The sequence below is a fragment of the Streptomyces halobius genome (genome assembly GCF_023277745.1).
Classification (GTDB): Bacteria; Actinomycetota; Actinomycetes; order Streptomycetales; family Streptomycetaceae; genus Streptomyces; species Streptomyces halobius.
On the sequence record NZ_CP086322.1, the window covers coordinates 7,738,121 to 7,752,613 of the forward strand.

Here is a 14,493-nt window from a genome sequence, read left to right on the forward strand (position 1 = left end):
GAGCGGTTGAACGGCCAACGGTGTACGGACCAGTGGGACGGCCCGGACGGCTATACGTGCCATCGCGGCAAGTTTACGTCCGGGCGCGGATGTCGCATCCGGTGCGGAGCGGATCGATCGGGAGCAGACCGTGCCGCGACCGCGCGCGGGGCCTGGTGCGGGGGATCCCGGGTCTGTCAGCGGTCCGTCAGCGGTCCGTCAGCTGTCCACCGTCTGTCCGCCGCCGTCCGTCGACCGCCCGCTGTCCGTCGGCCGCTCACCGGCTGTCCGTCAGCTGCCCACCGGCCGCCCGTCAGCCACGGGTCCGCTGGGTGATCGCGATGCACACCAGGACCGCCAGCGCCGCCGTGGGCGCGGCCGGCGGCAGCCGCTCGCCGAGCAGCAGCACGGACCACACCAGTGTCAGCAGCGGCTGGGCGAGCTGGAGCTGGCTGGCCTTGGAGACGCCGATGGCCGCCATCCCCCGGCACCAGACCACCAGGCCGAGGAACTGCGAGCCGACCGCCAGCCACAGCAGGCCGCCGACCGTGTGCGCGGTGAGGCGCAGCGGCTCGGTGGCCAGCGCGACGGCCGCGCCCGACACGGTCAGCGGCAGGGCGAGCATCAGCGCCCAGCCGATCACCTGCCAGCCCGGCATGTGGCGGGCCAGCCGGCCGCCCTCGGTGTAACCGGCCGCGCACACCAGCAGCGCCGCGAACAGGAACAGATCGCCGGAGCTCGGCGTCCCGCCGCTCTGCTGCAGCGCGAAGCCGATGACGACGACGGCGCCGGCCAGCGAGGCGATCCAGAAGGTGCGGGACGGGCGCGCGCCGGTCCGTACGGCCGAGAAAGCGGCGGTCGTCAGCGGCAGCAGGCCGACCACGACGGCCGCGTGCGAAGTGGTGGAGGTCTGCAGGGCGAGGGTGGTCAGCAGCGGGAAGCCGAGTACGACGCCGCCCGCCACCACCGCGATGCCCGCCCAGTGCCGCCGCTCGGGGACAGGGACCCGGAACGCGGCCAGGCAGCCTCCGGCGAGCGCCGCCGCCAGCGCGCTGCGGAGCGTCACCACCGTCCAGGGGCCCATGCCCTCCAGTGCCCAGGCGGTCGCGGGAAAGGTCAGCGAGAAGGAGGCGACGGCGAGCGCGGCGAGGAGGACGCCACGGGCGAGGGGCGCGCCGAGGGTGGCGGGGCCGGCAGGGGTGGCGCGGGTGGCCGGGCCGGCCCCGCGGACATCGGGGCTCTCGGCGTGCTGCTCCGGTGTGCTGACTGCTATCGCGGTCGGTGCGATAGCGCTATCGTTGTCTCTCATGCATGAGCGTAGCAGTGTCGCCGAACTGGCCGCGGTTCTCCGCAAGGGGCTGAACCGCTACTCCCCCGGAGAGAAGCTGCCATCGAGCCGTGCCCTGGTGGAGCAGCACCGGGTGAGCCCGGTGACCGTCTCCCGGGCGCTCGCCGAGCTGGCCGCCGAGGGGCTGGTCGTCACCCGGCCCGGCTCCGGGGCCTTCCGGGCCGAGCCGCGCGGCGAGGCGCCCCGGCCGGTCGACACCTCCTGGCAGGAGATCGCGCTCAGCGCCGAAGCCGCCGGCGACCAGGTGCCGCGCAGCGTCGACGCCTCGGGCGTGCTGGCCACGCTCGCCGCCCCCGCCCCCGGCGTCATCGAACTCAACGGCGGCTATCTGCATCCCGATCTGCAGCCCGAACGCGCACTCGCCGCAGCGCTGGCCCGCGCCGGGCGGCGGCCGGGCGCCTGGGGCCGTCCCCCGGTCGACGGCGTACCGGAACTGCGCGCCTGGTTCGCCCGGGAGATCGGCGGCCCCGGCGGCGCGCTCGCCGCCAGCGACGTCCTGGTCACCGCCGGCGGCCAGAGCGCGCTGACCGCCGCTCTGCGCGCGCTCGCGCCGCCCGGCGCGCCGGTGCTCGTCGAGTCCCCGACCTACCCCGGCATGCTGGCCGCCGCCCGCGCCTCCGGTCTGCGCCCGGTCCCCGTGCCGATGGACACCGACGGCGTCCGCACCGATCTGCTCGCCGATGCCTTCCGGGCCAGCGGCGCGCGGGTCTTCGTGAGCCAGCCGCTGTTCCAGAACCCGACGGGCGCGGTGCTCGCCGGGGAGCGGCGGCGCGAGGTGCTGCGGGTGGCCCGCGCGGCCGGCGCGTTCGTGATCGAGGACGACTTCGCCCGGCGACTGGTCCACGACGACGCGCCCGCGCTCCCCCCGACCCTGATGGCGGACGACCAGGACGGCACCGTCGTCCATGTCTGCTCCCTGACCAAGGCCACCTCGCCCAGCCTGCGGGTGGGCGCCCTGGCCGCCCGGGGCCCGGTCCGCGACCGTCTGCGCGCCATCCAGGTCGTGGACAGCTTCTTCGTGCCGGGCCCGCTCCAGGAAGCCGCCCTGGAATTCGTCGGCTCGCCCGCCTGGGCTCGTCATCTGCGCCTGATCTCCGCCGAGTTGACTGTACGCCGGGACGCCCTCGTCACCGCTCTGCACCGGCAGTTGCCCGCGCTCGTGGGCGGGGGATCCGGGCAGGCCGGTGAGCTGTTCGTGCCACCGGGCGGCTATACGCTCTGGCTCCGGCTGCCGGACGGTGCGGACGAGGAGGCGCTCGCCGGTGCCGCGCTGCGCGCGGGCGTCGCGGTCGCGGCCGGCCGCCCGTATTTCGCCGCCGAGCCGCCCGCTCCGCATCTGCGCCTGAGCTTCGCGGCGGCGTCCGGCGCGGGTGAAGTCACCGAAGGCATCCGCAGGCTCCGCACGGCGTGTGAGGAGCCGGGGGTGCCGACGGGCTGACGACTGCGAGGGGCTGAGGGCTCCACTGGGCTGACGGTTCCGATGGACTGATGGTTTGCGATGGGTTGAGGACGCCCCCTGGGTTGAGGACGGCCGCCTCGGCACCCGGGCCACGGGACGTCGTTCGCCCATCGGTTCGACGCCGCCCCCTCGCTTCTGCCAACCTCCCGGCATGAGCGAACACGCCCTCGACGGCCACGAGATCTCCACCGACCCGGCCCGACTGGACGCGGATCTCGTCCACCACTGGCTGTCCACCGACGCCTACTGGGCCCTCGGCCGCCCCCGTGAACTGCACGACCGCGCCATCGCCGGCTCGCTCAACTTCGGCCTGTACGCGACCGGTTCGGGGCGCCAGGTCGCCTATGCCCGGGTGGTCACCGACCATGCCACCTTCGCCTGGCTCTGCGATGTCTATGTCGCCCGCGAGGACCGGGGCAAGGGTCTGGGCACCGCCCTCGTCGAGGCCGTCGCCGACCATATGACGCCCTGTGGACTGAGCCGGATCACCCTCGCCACCAAGGACGCCCACGGCATCTACGAGAAGATCGGCTTCCGGAGGCTGGTCTCCCCGGAGGAGTGGATGACCCTGGGGCTGATCGATCCGGGCCCCATCGATCCGGGCCCCATCGACGTCTGACCTCGCCCCTTCCGATCCCGCCCATCCGACTCTGACCCTCGCTGCCTCCGCCACGTCCACATCCGACGAGCGTGCTCGCCCGGAGCGCCGGGCTCTTACCATCGGCGAATGAACGTTCGCCTCAAGCTGCTCGCCGCCGCCCGCAGCTCCTCGCTGCTTGAGACCCGGTTCGACGACGACCGCCCGCTCGACGCCGCCGGATGGCATGAGGCCGAGCGCGCCGCCCCCGTTCTGTGCCGGCTCGCCGCCGCCGAGCTGCGCTACTGCTCGCCGTCCGCACGCTGCCGCGAGACCGGGGACGTCCTCGGGCTCGCCCCGCTCGCCCAGCCGGCGCTGCGGGACTGCGACATGGGGCGCTGGCGCGGCCGGACGCTGGGCGAGGTGACCGCCGCCGAGCCGCAGGCGGTGGACGTCTGGCTCGCCGACCCCGGCTCCGCACCGCACGGCGGGGAGTCCTTGCTGGCCTTCGTCACCCGTATCGGCGGCTGGCTGGACACCCGGCCCGCCTACGAGGGAGCCGGACTGCTGGCCGTCGCCGAGCCCGGGGTGGTCCGTGCCGCCCTGCTCTACGCCCTCCAGGCGCCGCCGCACTCGTACTGGCGCATCGACGTCCAGCCGCTGTCCGTGACGACCCTGATCCGGCGGTCCGGGAAGTGGAGCCTCCGGCTGGAAGGGTGAGTCCGGCACCGGCGGGGGACCGGCGCCCGCCACCCGGAAAGCCCAGCCTGAGGTGCGGACGCCGGGCGGGGGCGGTTCGCTCGGGGTATGCAGATACGGCACGCGAAGCACCCACGCCCTGCGAGGCCGACGCGCCACGCGGTGACCCATGCCCTTCGATACGGCTCGGTGGCCGGTGTCCTGGCGGCGTCCGTCACGCTCTCCGGCGCCGCGACCGCGACCACCACGTCCGCCGGGACGGCGCCCGACCCCGCCGCGTCCGGCGCCGCCTCCGTCGACACGAAGCAGGTGATCATCCAGCCGGATCCGGTGGCGCCCGGCGGCGAGTTCTCCGTCTTCGACGGCGGCAACTGCACAGGCGGGACCGGTGAGGCCAGCTTCGAGGGCGCGGGCATCCCGAAGCTGCCGCTGTCCCTGCGGGACAACCGGGTCGGCGGCACCGGCACGGTGCCGCAGAGCACCAAGCCCGGTACCTACACGGTCACCGTCACCTGCGGAAACGGCGGACCCAAGCTGCCCGGCGAGGAATTCGGCCAGCATCAGGGCCGGCCACCTGCCGAAGAGGGCGGCACGGCGTATGGCAACGACACGGCATCCGGCAACGGGCCGGCCGTGTCACAGGAACCAGCCGAGGCCCCGGAAAAGGCGCAGGAAATGGCGCCGGGAGAGGCCCCGGGAAAGGCTCCGGACAAGGCGCTTGAACCGGACGCGGACAAGCCGGCGGACAAGCCCGCAGACCGGCCTGAAGGCGGCGACGCGGAACTTCCCGCAGGCCAGGAAGCCGATATGGGTGCCGATATGGGTGCCGACATGGGCGAGCAACTCGGCGACGGACAGCAGAAGTTCACCGGCACCCTCACGGTCTCGGGCGAGGCGCGCGAGCGGGGTCCGTCCGCGCAGGCCGTCCCCGAGGGCGGTTCCCACACCGGCCTCGGCGGAGGTTCCGGCACCGGGTTGAACACCGGTGTCACGGTGCTCGGCGGCACCCTGCTGGCCGGTGCGCTCGGCTGGGGAGTCGTCGTCTACCGCCGGCGGATGCGCGACGGCCGCGGCTGATCTTGGCGGGAGCGTGGGAGCCGGGGAGCCCAGTCGAAGCTCGGTGGGATCGCGATGGCCGGTCGGATCGCGGTGGCCGGTGGATTGTCAGTGGGGTCCGCTAGCGTGTTCGTAGGCAGTCAGGGGGAGGTGAGGCCGGTGAAAGGCCGTCTGCGGACCCTGCGTTTCGACGCGCGGGAATTCCGGTGGAGCGGAGCGACAGGCGTCCGGCGCGACGCGTCGGACGGCAAGCGGTACCTCCGGCTACGACGGCCGGGTGAGCAGGGTGGACGGGGTCCGGCCGGGGGGACCAGACGATGGTCTCGCTCGGCGGGGGAAGCAGCGCCGGAACGAGGGTGTCCTCGTCGGCGGCGTCGATCAGGAGGTCCACGACGGCCAGAATGCGTCGCAGGCCGGTGTCCGCGGCCGGGCACATACTCCCAGCGTGGTCAGCGCATCGTGGTGTAGCCGTAGCCGCACCCGACGTCCGCGACGATCGCGTCGCGCTCCAGCTTCGCCCCCGCACCCTCCAGCGCGGACAGCTCCGGGACGAGCGCGGCCGCATAACCGGGCCGGAAGAACTTCGCGGTGCCGGCGAACAGCGCCGACGTGTGTTCCTCCCTCCCATCCCATGCCCTCGCCGGTGCGGAACGCCTCCATCAGGCCGTCCTCGGTGGCGTAGACGCCCTGCAGCATGGTGGAGGGACCGGCGGCGTAGCTGGGCTGTTCCGGGTCCGCGAGCACGGCGGCATGCTCGTCGGGCAGCAGGTACACGTCGGTCTCGGGCGGGTAGGTCACATACTCGCCGGCCACCTGGGCGGCGAGCCACTCCCGTACGTAGCGCTCCACGAGCCCGGTCCGGGCGGCGAGCTGCGCGGAGGTGAGCGGACCGGCGCCGGCCAGGGCCTTGTAGAGGCCCAGCCGGTCGCCGAGCGAGGTGCACAGTCCGGCCATCGCGGCTCCGCCGTCGCTGATCATCCGGTCCAGGACATCCCTCACCCGGTCCTGGTCCAGGCCGGCGCCGTGCCGGAGCTCCGCGGACGTCGCCATGGCCCTCGCCTCCTCGTCCTCCTTCTCACCGCAGCAGGACGGGCCGGGCTTCCGCCATACGGGATTCACCGTACGCGGGGGCCAGGTCCGGGCCGGTCGTCCCTAGAGGTTGGTCATCTTGCTGTACGGGCTCGCGATCCGCTGTTCCATCGAACCGAAGTCGACGAGTACCGCGATCCCTTCCTCGACGGCGGTGACCCGCCCGAGGCCGTAGACATCGTGGGAGACCCGGGCCCCTATGGCGAAGTGCTTGTGAGGTGGTGCGACCGGGCTCTTGAAGGGGCTGGTGGGCAGGTGTCGTCTGGAATCCGCTGGCTTTGTCATCAAGGCCAGTATGTGCCCATGCGGCGGAGTGCGTGGCCCGCCGCGAGAACATCGCGGGAGAGCGACCCCCCCGCCGTTGCATAAAACTGCCGCTAACCGTATAGTCATGCCATCAAGGAGGAGGGTCCATGACGGTACGAGCAGCAGTGGCCGGTGCAAGCGGGTACGCGGGGGGTGAAGTCCTGCGTCTGCTTCTGGGGCACCCGGAAGTGGAGATCGGCGCGGTGACCGGGCACTCCAACGCCGGACAGCGCCTGGGCGCCCTGCAGCCGCAGCTGGGCCCGTTGGCCGACCGGGAGCTGCGGCCCACCTCGGCCGAGGCGCTGGCCGGGCACGACGTCGTCTTCCTCGCGCTGCCGCACGGACAGTCCGCGGCCGTCGCCGAGGAGCTCGGGCCCGATGTCCTCGTCGTCGACTGCGGTGCCGACTTCCGGCTCCAGGACGCCGCGGACTGGGAGGCGTTCTACGGCTCGGCCCACGCGGGCACCTGGCCGTACGGCCTCCCCGAGCTGCCCGGCGGCCGCGCCGCGCTGCGCGGCTCCCGGCGTATCGCGGTCCCGGGCTGCTATCCCACCGCCGTCTCGCTCGCCCTCTTCCCCGTCTACGCGGCCGGTCTCGCCGAGCCCGAGGCCGTCATCGTCGCGGCCACCGGCACTTCCGGAGCGGGCAAGGCACTCAAGCCGCATCTGCTGGGGGCCGAGGTGATGGGCTCGATGAGCCCGTACGGCGTCGGCGGCGGGCACCGGCACACCCCGGAGATGATCCAGAATCTGAGCGCGGTCGCGGGCGAGCGGGTGGCGGTCTCCTTCACCCCGACCCTCGCGCCCATGTCGCGCGGCATCCTCGCCACCTGCTCGGCGAAGGCCAGGCCCGGCACGGACGCCGAGGGCGTACGGGCCGCGTACGAGAAGGCGCTGGCCGACGGGCCGTTCGTACGGCTGCTGCCGGAGGGACAGTGGCCGGCGACCGCCGCCGTCCAGGGCTCCAACACCGTCCAGATCCAGGTGGCGCTGGACGCAGCGGCCGGCCGGATCATCGCGATCAGCGCCATCGACAACCTCACCAAGGGGACCGCGGGCGGCGCGGTGCAGAGCATGAACATCGCCCTCGGCCTCCCCGAGGAGACAGGGCTTCCGACGGTCGGGGTGGCGCCGTGACGCGTACGGACAACGGGGATGCCGGACAGGGGCGGCACGGTGCGACCGGCGGGGCCGGCGAAGCGAGCGAGGAGAAGAAGCAGTGAGCGTCACCGCAGCACAGGGATTCACGGCGGCGGGCATCGCCGCCGGGATAAAGGCCCCTCTCCCCAATGGAAGCGGCGGCAACCCGGACCTGGCCCTCGTGGTCAACAACGGGCCCAGGCTGGCCGCCGCCGGCGTCTTCACCGCCAACCGCGTCAAGGCCGCGCCGGTCGTCTGGTCCGAGCAGGTCCTCAAGGGCGGCCGGGTCTCCGCGGTGATCCTCAACTCGGGTGGTGCCAACGCCTGTACGGGCCCGCTCGGCTTCCAGGACACCCACGCCACCGCGGAGAAGGTCGCCGAGGTCCTCGACGGGCACAGCGCCGGTGAGGTGGCGGTCGCCTCCACCGGTCTGATCGGCATCCGGCTCCCGATGGACAAGCTGCTGCCCGGAGTGGAGAAGGCCGCGGCCGAACTGACCGAACACGGCGGTGAGAAGGCCGCCATCGCCATCAAGACCACGGACAGTGTGCACAAGACGGCCCAGGTCACGGTGGACGGCTGGACCGTCGGCGGGATGGCCAAGGGCGCGGGGATGCTCGCACCGGGCCTGGCCACCATGCTCGTGGTGCTGACGACCGACGCCGATCTGCCCTCCGCCGACCTCGACACGGCGCTGCGGGCCGCGACCCGTACCACCTTCGACCGGGTCGACTCCGACGGTTGTATGTCCACCAATGACACCGTCCTGCTGCTCGCGTCCGGGGCCTCCGGCGTGGTGCCCGACAAGGACGCCTTCGCCGAAGCCGTCCGCACGGTCTGCGACGACCTCGCCCGGCAGCTGATCGGGGACGCCGAGGGCGCCAGCAAGGACATCCGCATCGAGGTGATCAACGCCGCCGGTGAGGACGACGCCGTCGAGGTGGGCCGCTCCATCGCCCGGAACAACCTCCTCAAGTGCGCCCTCCACGGCGAGGACCCCAACTGGGGGCGGGTGCTCTCCGCGATCGGCACCACCTCCGCCGTCTTCGAGCCCGACCGGTTGAACGTCGCCATCAACGACGTGTGGGTCTGCAGGAACGGCTCGGTGGGGGAGGACCGGGAGCTGGTGGACATGCGCTACCGGGAGGTGCGGATCACCGCCGACCTCGCCGCCGGCACCGAGTCCGCGGTGATCTGGTCGAACGACCTCACCGCCGACTACGTCCACGAGAACAGCGCGTACAGCTCATGACGGGGACACGTAAGCACACCGCGCTCCCCAAGGCCCGCACCCTCATCGAGGCGCTGCCCTGGCTGACCCGTCATCACGGCAAGACCGTCGTCATCAAGTTCGGCGGCAACGCCATGGTCGACGAGGAGCTCAAGGGCGCCTTCGCCCAGGACGTGGTCTTTCTGCGGCACGCCGGGCTGCGCCCGGTCGTGGTGCACGGCGGCGGTCCGCAGATCAGCGCCCAGCTGGAACTGGTCGGGCTGGAGTCGGAGTTCAAGGGCGGGCTGCGGGTCACCACGCCCGAGGCGATGAACGTCGTACGGATGGTGCTGGCCGGTCAGGTGCAGCGGGAGCTCGTCGGGCTGCTCAACGAGCACGGCCCGTTCGCCGTCGGCATGACCGGCGAGGACGCCCATCTGATGACCGCGACCAAGCACTACGCCGAGATCGACGGTGAGCGGGTGGACATCGGCCGGGTCGGCGAGATCACCGCGATCGACCCCGGCGCGGTGCAGGCGCTGCTGGACGACGGCCGGATCCCGGTCATCTCCTCCATCGCCCGCAGCGGCGACGACGGCGACACCACGTCCGAGGGCTCCGGTGTCTTCAACGTCAACGCCGACACCGCCGCGGCCGCGCTGGCCGCCGCGCTGGGCGCCGAGACGCTGATGGTGCTCACCGACGTCGAGGGCCTCTACGAGGACTGGCCCCACAGCGACGAGGTGATCTCCCGGCTCACCGCCACGGAACTGGAGCAGCTGCTGCCCGACCTGGCCACCGGCATGGTCCCGAAGATGCGGGGCTGTCTGCACGCCGTCCGCCACGGTGTGCACACCGCCCGGGTCATCGACGGGCGGGTCCAGCACTCGATCCTGCTGGAGATCTTCACCGATGAGGGAATCGGCACGATGGTCGTGCCGGACACGAACACGATCGAGGGGGCGACATGACGGACTCGGCGCAGCACGGACCGGTGGACAACGCGGGCCTCACCCGGCGCTGGCAGGGCGCCATGATGGACAACTTCGGCACCCCCCGTATCCCGCTGGTCCGCGGCGAGGGCGTCACGGTCTGGGACGCCGACGGCAAGGCCTATCTCGACTTCCTCGGCGGTATCGCGGTCAACGCCCTCGGCCACGCCCACCCGGCGGTCGTCCGCGCCGTCTCCGACCAGGTCGCCACCCTCGGCCATGTCTCCAACCTCTTCGTCGCCGAGCCCACGGTGTCCCTGGCCGAGCGGCTGCTCACGCTGGCCGGACGCCCCGGCCGGGTCTACTTCGCCAACTCCGGCGCCGAGGCCAACGAGGCCGCCTTCAAGATCGGCCGACTGACCGGGCGTACACATATGGTCTCCACGGCCGGCGGCTTCCACGGCCGCACCATGGGCGCCCTCGCGCTCACCGGACAGCCCGCCAAGCAGGCCCCGTTCGCCCCGCTGCCCGGTGACGTCGACCACGTCCCGTACGGCGATGTCGAAGCGCTGCGCTCCGCCGTCACCACGGCCACCGCCTTCGTCATCGTGGAGCCCGTCCAGGGCGAGAACGGCGTGGTCGTGCCGCCGCCCGGCTATCTCCGGGCCGCCCGCGAGATCACCGCCGCCACCGGCACGCTGCTCGTCCTCGACGAGATCCAGACCGGCGTCGGCCGGACCGGCCACTGGCTGGAGTCCCAGGCACAGGGCATCGAGGCCGACATCGTCACCCTCGCCAAGGGCCTCGGCGGCGGCCTCCCCCTCGGCGCCGCCCTCGCCTTCGGCCCGGCCGCCGACCTGCTCACGCCCGGATCGCACGGCTCGACGTTCAGCGGCAACCCGGTGGTCTGCGCCGGTGCCCTCGCCGTCCTCGACACCATCGCGGCGGACGGCCTCCTCGACCGTGCCAAGCAGGTGGGCGAGCGGCTGCGCGCCGGGATCGAGGCACTGGGGCACCCGTTGGTCGGCCAGGTCCGCGGCGCGGGGCTGCTCCTGGGTATCGTCTTGACCGAGCCCCTCGCGCCGATGGTGCAGCAGGCGGCTCAGGACGCGGGTCTTCTGGTGAACGCGTGCGTGCCGGACGTCATCCGGCTCGCCCCGCCGCTGATCGTCTCGGACGACGAGGCGGACACGTTCCTCCGGAAGCTCCCCGCCGTCCTCGACACCGCCCTCGAAGGGGCCCACGGGGAACAACGATCCGGAGACTGACGACAACGATGAGCCAGGCGCAGGACAACGAGCCGGTGAACGGCGGCCCGGCCGTACCGCAGACCCGCACCGCACGCCACCGCCGGATCGTGGACATCCTCAACCGGCAGCCGGTCCGCTCCCAGAGCCAGCTCGCGAAGCTGCTCGCCGACGACGGACTCTCCGTCACCCAGGCGACGCTCTCCCGGGACCTGGACGAACTGGGTGCGGTGAAGATCCGCAACGTCGGCGGCGAGCTGATCTACGCGGTGCCCAGCGAGGGCGGCGACCGCAAGCCCCGTGCGCCGCTGGGCGAGTCGGCCAAGGAGGAGCGGATGCGCCGCCTCTCCGGCGAACTCCTCATCTCGGCCGAGGCGTCCGCCAACCTCGTTGTCCTGCGCACCCCGCCGGGGGCCGCCCAGTTCCTGGCCTCCGCCATCGACCAGGCCGAACTCCACGACATCCTCGGCACCATCGCGGGCGATGACACCCTGATGCTCATCAGCCGCGACCCGTCGGGCGGCCAGGCGCTGGCCGACCATCTGCTGAGACTGGCGCAGAAGGCGTAGGGAGCGGGGCGGGGCGCCGGCCCCGTCGCTATGCTCGGACGCCGATGGCTTGACGTGGACGCACGTCCTCGGCACCCGACCCCGCACGGAAACGGACCGCGCTGGCCGTCGCCACCTGCGGGATACCGTCCGCGGGTTCGATTTCGGGGTGGTGTTCATCGGCGGCCGGATGATCGGGTACGCCACCACCGCACCCGCCGACGCCGAGCGGGCCCGCACGGCGCTGAGCGACGCCGACTTCCCGCGCGCGGTGGTCAACACCTCGTTCCGGTGGACGTTCGCTCTCGCCGCGGTCGCCGGCATGGCGCACGACGTACTGATCCTCATCGGTGTCTTCACCTGGCTCGGCAAGCCCGTCGACGGGTGTTCCTCGCGGCCCTGCTCACCGTGATCGGCTATTCCGTCAACGACTCCGTCGTCGTCTTCGACCGGGTCCGCGAGCTGTGGGCGAAGGCCCGCCGTACGCCCTTCGAGCGGGTCGCCGACACCGCGCTGCTGCAGACCGTGCCGCGTACCACCAACACCGGCCTCGGCGCGGTCTTCATCCTGGCGGCGCTCGCCGCGCTGGGCGGCGACTCGCTGACGGACCTCGCCGCGGCGCTGTTGATCGGCGTCGCCGTCGGCACCCACTCCTCGATGTTCACCGCGACACCACTGGCCGTCGAGCTGGAGGCGCACCGCACCGCACCGCCGCGACCCGCGGGCCGACGGCCGGGAAGCCGGCCGGCCGTACGGGAGCCCGGCGACACCGGCGCCCGGGTCTGAGGCGGCCGACAACGAAAAACCCGCAGGCCAGGAGGTGAATCTCCTGGCCTGCGGGCTTTGTGCACCGTCGGGACGACAGGATTTGAACCTGCGACCCCTTGACCCCCAGTCAAGTGCGCTACCAAGCTGCGCCACGTCCCGGTGCAAGTGCCGGCCGGAAACTTCCCGGCCGGGGCGTGCACGAAGAAAAATACCCTGTCCTGGGCCATGAATCCAAAGCGGGTCCCCTCCGGGCCGCGTCCGGCCCGGATCCGAGCGGTATCCGGGCGGCGCCCGAGCCGGTTCCGGACCGCATTCGGGCCGCCTCCGGACCGGTTCCCCGCCCTCCGGCAGGCGCCGGGCTTCCGTGCTTCCATGAGGTTGTGGCCGGAAAGTCCCGCGGTGCCGATATCCGGGTGCGCCGGGTGTACGAACCGCCCGAGGCGTCGGACGGCGCCCGGGTCCTGGTCGACCGGCTGTGGCCGCGTGGCCTGGCCAAGGACGACGCCCGGCTCACCGAATGGTGCAAGGACGCGGCCCCCTCGTCCGAGCTGCGCCGCTGGTACGGCCATCGGAGCGAGCTCTTCGACGGTTTCGCGGAGCGCTATCGGGAGGAGCTGTCGCGGGACGCGGCGCGGTCGGCGGCACTGCGGCATCTGCGGGAGCTGGCGGGGGAGGGCCCGCTGACGCTGCTGACCGCGACGAAGGACGCGTCCCTGAGCCATGCGGCGGTGCTGGTCGACGTCCTGCGCGAGGCGCCCTGAGGCGTCGCCCCGAGGCAGTCGTCCTGCTCCCCGTCCCGCTCTCTACCTCCGTCTCTGACCTGCGCTTTCGATGCGGCGTTGACGAAACATACGGTGGAGTGCATACTTATACTCATCAGCGTATGCACCGTAAGGAGAAACCCGTGACCGAGCGCGTCGTACTCGCCTATTCGGGCGGCCTGGACACCTCTGTCTGCATCGGCTGGATCGCCGAGGAGACGGGCGCCGAGGTCATCGCCGTTGCCGTGGACGTCGGCCAGGGCGGCGAGGACCTGGACGTCATCCGTAAGCGCGCGCTCGCCTGCGGCGCCGTCGAGGCCGAGGTCGCCGACGCGAAGGACGAGTTCGCCGACGAGTACTGTCTCCCGGCGATCAAGGCCAATGCGCTGTATATGGACCGCTACCCGCTGGTCTCCGCGCTCTCCCGGCCGACCATCGTCAAGCACCTGGTCGCCGCCGCCAGGAAGCACGGTGCGACGACGGTCGCCCACGGCTGCACCGGCAAGGGCAACGACCAGGTCCGCTTCGAGGCCGGTATCTCCTCCCTCGCCCCCGACCTGAAGTGCATCGCCCCGGTCCGTGACTACGCGATGACCCGGGACAAGGCGATCGCCTTCTGCGAGGAGAAGAACCTGCCGATCGCGACGACCAAGAAGTCGCCGTACTCGATCGACCAGAACGTCTTCGGGCGGGCCGTGGAGACCGGCTTCCTGGAGGACATCTGGAACGCGCCGATCGAGGACGTCTACGAGTACACCCAGAACCCCGCCACCCCGCGCGACGCCGACGAGGTCGTCATCACCTTCGAGGAGGGTGTCCCGGTCGCCCTCGACGGGCGGCCCGTCACCGTGCTGCAGGCCGTCCAGCAGCTCAACGAGCGGGCCGGCGCCCAGGGCATCGGCCGGATCGACATGGTCGAGGACCGGCTGGTCGGCATCAAGTCCCGTGAGGTGTACGAGGCGCCCGGCGCCATCGCGCTGATCACCGCCCACCAGGAGCTGGAGAACGTCACCGTCGAGCGCGAACTGGCCCGCTACAAGCGGCAGGTCGAGCAGCGCTGGGGCGAGCTGGTCTACGACGGCCTGTGGTTCTCGCCGCTCAAGCGGGCCCTGGACGGCTTCATCGACGAGGCCAACCAGCAGGTCAGCGGGGACATCCGGATGACGCTGCACGGCGGCCGCGCCGTCGTCACCGGCCGGAAGTCGGACCGGTCCCTGTACGACTTCAACCTGGCGACGTACGACACCGGCGACACGTTCGACCAGTCCCTCTCGAAGGGCTTCATCGAGCTCTTCGGGATGTCGAGCAAGATCGCGGCCAAGCGTGACCTGGCCTGACCGGTAACGTCCCGTACCACCGCCGCCTCCCCGCCCCT

Annotated in this window: 14 protein-coding genes, 1 tRNA gene and 1 pseudogene; 12 read left to right on the forward strand and 4 right to left on the reverse strand. The window is 72.2% G+C overall.

The genetic code is table 11. The annotated features are described in order from the left end of the window. Positions 1–292: 292 nt before the first annotated feature. A complete protein-coding gene (locus tag K9S39_RS35045) occupies positions 293–1,288 on the reverse strand; it encodes a DMT family transporter (RefSeq protein WP_248867335.1) in 996 nt (331 codons plus the stop codon). Here K9S39_RS35045 and K9S39_RS35050 point away from each other — a divergent pair. The 4 genes from K9S39_RS35050 to K9S39_RS35065 all read left to right on the forward strand — a co-directional run bounded on the left by K9S39_RS35050 (position 1,287) and on the right by K9S39_RS35065 (position 5,139). Further along, on the forward strand, positions 1,287–2,765 hold the full coding sequence (locus K9S39_RS35050; RefSeq protein ID WP_248867336.1) for an aminotransferase-like domain-containing protein: 1,479 nt from the start codon (positions 1,287–1,289) through the stop codon (positions 2,763–2,765). The two genes, K9S39_RS35045 and K9S39_RS35050, sit on opposite strands and share 2 nt — an antisense overlap. 172 nt (positions 2,766–2,937) lie before the next feature. Next, positions 2,938–3,405 (forward strand): GNAT family N-acetyltransferase, encoded by a 468-nt coding sequence (locus tag K9S39_RS35055; protein WP_248867337.1) that lies wholly within the window; start codon positions 2,938–2,940, stop codon positions 3,403–3,405. A gap of 108 nt (positions 3,406–3,513) precedes the next feature. Beyond that, the gene (locus K9S39_RS35060; protein WP_248867338.1) at positions 3,514–4,083 is read left to right on the forward strand and encodes a histidine phosphatase family protein; all 570 of its coding nucleotides are present in this window, start codon (positions 3,514–3,516) and stop codon (positions 4,081–4,083) included. A 141-nt stretch (positions 4,084–4,224) separates the two neighbouring features. Then, the gene (locus K9S39_RS35065) at positions 4,225–5,139 is read left to right on the forward strand and encodes an ICP22 family protein (protein ID WP_248867339.1); all 915 of its coding nucleotides are present in this window, start codon (positions 4,225–4,227) and stop codon (positions 5,137–5,139) included. Positions 5,140–5,496: 357 nt separating this feature from the next. On the opposite strand, the gene K9S39_RS35070 is transcribed toward K9S39_RS35065, so the two are convergent. Both K9S39_RS35070 and K9S39_RS35075 read right to left on the reverse strand, forming a co-directional pair. Beyond that, a complete protein-coding gene (locus K9S39_RS35070; RefSeq protein WP_248867340.1) occupies positions 5,497–6,168 on the reverse strand; it encodes a hypothetical protein in 672 nt (223 codons plus the stop codon). A 102-nt stretch (positions 6,169–6,270) separates the two neighbouring features. Next, positions 6,271–6,492 (reverse strand): hypothetical protein, encoded by a 222-nt coding sequence (locus tag K9S39_RS35075; RefSeq protein WP_248867341.1) that lies wholly within the window; start codon positions 6,490–6,492, stop codon positions 6,271–6,273. 128 nt (positions 6,493–6,620) lie between these two features. On the opposite strand from K9S39_RS35075, the gene argC reads away from it, so the two are divergent. From argC to secF, 6 genes and pseudogenes are all read left to right on the forward strand, one after another. After that, positions 6,621–7,649 carry an N-acetyl-gamma-glutamyl-phosphate reductase gene (argC, locus tag K9S39_RS35080; protein WP_248867342.1) on the forward strand — a complete coding sequence of 343 codons (1,029 nt, stop codon included), beginning with the start codon at positions 6,621–6,623 and terminating at the stop codon, positions 7,647–7,649. Positions 7,650–7,731: 82 nt separating this feature from the next. Beyond that, a complete protein-coding gene (argJ, locus tag K9S39_RS35085) occupies positions 7,732–8,904 on the forward strand; it encodes a bifunctional glutamate N-acetyltransferase/amino-acid acetyltransferase ArgJ (RefSeq protein ID WP_248867343.1) in 1,173 nt (390 codons plus the stop codon). Then, entirely contained in the window at positions 8,901–9,833 is a 933-nt protein-coding gene (gene argB, locus K9S39_RS35090; protein ID WP_248867344.1) for an acetylglutamate kinase, read from the forward strand. Before argJ ends, argB begins: the two co-directional genes overlap by 4 nt. Next, positions 9,830–11,062, forward strand: a complete 1,233-nt coding sequence (locus K9S39_RS35095) for an acetylornithine transaminase (protein WP_248867345.1) — start codon at positions 9,830–9,832, stop codon at positions 11,060–11,062. Before argB ends, K9S39_RS35095 begins: the two co-directional genes overlap by 4 nt. An 8-nt stretch (positions 11,063–11,070) precedes the next feature. Next, positions 11,071–11,610, forward strand: a complete 540-nt coding sequence (locus K9S39_RS35100; RefSeq protein WP_248867346.1) for an arginine repressor — start codon at positions 11,071–11,073, stop codon at positions 11,608–11,610. Between the two features lie 127 nt (positions 11,611–11,737). Further along, positions 11,738–12,375 (forward strand): annotated as a pseudogene (gene secF / locus K9S39_RS35105) (protein translocase subunit SecF); the annotation flags it as partial. A 67-nt stretch (positions 12,376–12,442) separates the two neighbouring features. Here the strand turns inward: secF and K9S39_RS35110 are convergent. Then, a tRNA-Pro gene (locus tag K9S39_RS35110) sits at positions 12,443–12,516 on the reverse strand. A gap of 221 nt (positions 12,517–12,737) precedes the next feature. On the opposite strand from K9S39_RS35110, the gene K9S39_RS35115 reads away from it, so the two are divergent. Further along, positions 12,738–13,118: a DUF488 domain-containing protein gene (locus tag K9S39_RS35115; RefSeq protein ID WP_248867347.1), complete on the forward strand. Its 381-nt coding sequence runs from the start codon at positions 12,738–12,740 to the stop codon at positions 13,116–13,118. A 143-nt stretch (positions 13,119–13,261) separates the two neighbouring features. Then, positions 13,262–14,455, forward strand: coding sequence for an argininosuccinate synthase (locus tag K9S39_RS35120; protein ID WP_248867348.1), 1,194 nt, complete (start codon positions 13,262–13,264; stop codon positions 14,453–14,455). The last annotated feature ends 38 nt before the right edge of the window (positions 14,456–14,493 follow it).

Excerpts from the sequence above, each read along its gene's own strand:
- K9S39_RS35070 (WP_248867340.1), bottom strand. The coding sequence starts at position 6,168 with ATGGCGACGTCCGCGGAGCTCCGGCACGGCGCCGGCCTGGACCAGGAC.
- K9S39_RS35045 (WP_248867335.1), bottom strand. The coding sequence starts at position 1,288 with ATGAGAGACAACGATAGCGCTATCGCACCGACCGCGATAGCAGTCAGC.
- K9S39_RS35060 (WP_248867338.1), top strand. The coding sequence starts at position 3,514 with ATGAACGTTCGCCTCAAGCTGCTCGCCGCCGCCCGCAGCTCCTCGCTG.
- argC (WP_248867342.1), top strand. The coding sequence starts at position 6,621 with ATGACGGTACGAGCAGCAGTGGCCGGTGCAAGCGGGTACGCGGGGGGT.
- K9S39_RS35050 (WP_248867336.1), top strand. The coding sequence starts at position 1,287 with ATGCATGAGCGTAGCAGTGTCGCCGAACTGGCCGCGGTTCTCCGCAAG.
- K9S39_RS35055 (WP_248867337.1), top strand. The coding sequence starts at position 2,938 with ATGAGCGAACACGCCCTCGACGGCCACGAGATCTCCACCGACCCGGCC.
- K9S39_RS35095 (WP_248867345.1), top strand. The coding sequence starts at position 9,830 with ATGACGGACTCGGCGCAGCACGGACCGGTGGACAACGCGGGCCTCACC.
- K9S39_RS35100 (WP_248867346.1), top strand. The coding sequence starts at position 11,071 with ATGAGCCAGGCGCAGGACAACGAGCCGGTGAACGGCGGCCCGGCCGTA.
- K9S39_RS35075 (WP_248867341.1), bottom strand. The coding sequence starts at position 6,492 with ATGACAAAGCCAGCGGATTCCAGACGACACCTGCCCACCAGCCCCTTC.
- argB (WP_248867344.1), top strand. The coding sequence starts at position 8,901 with ATGACGGGGACACGTAAGCACACCGCGCTCCCCAAGGCCCGCACCCTC.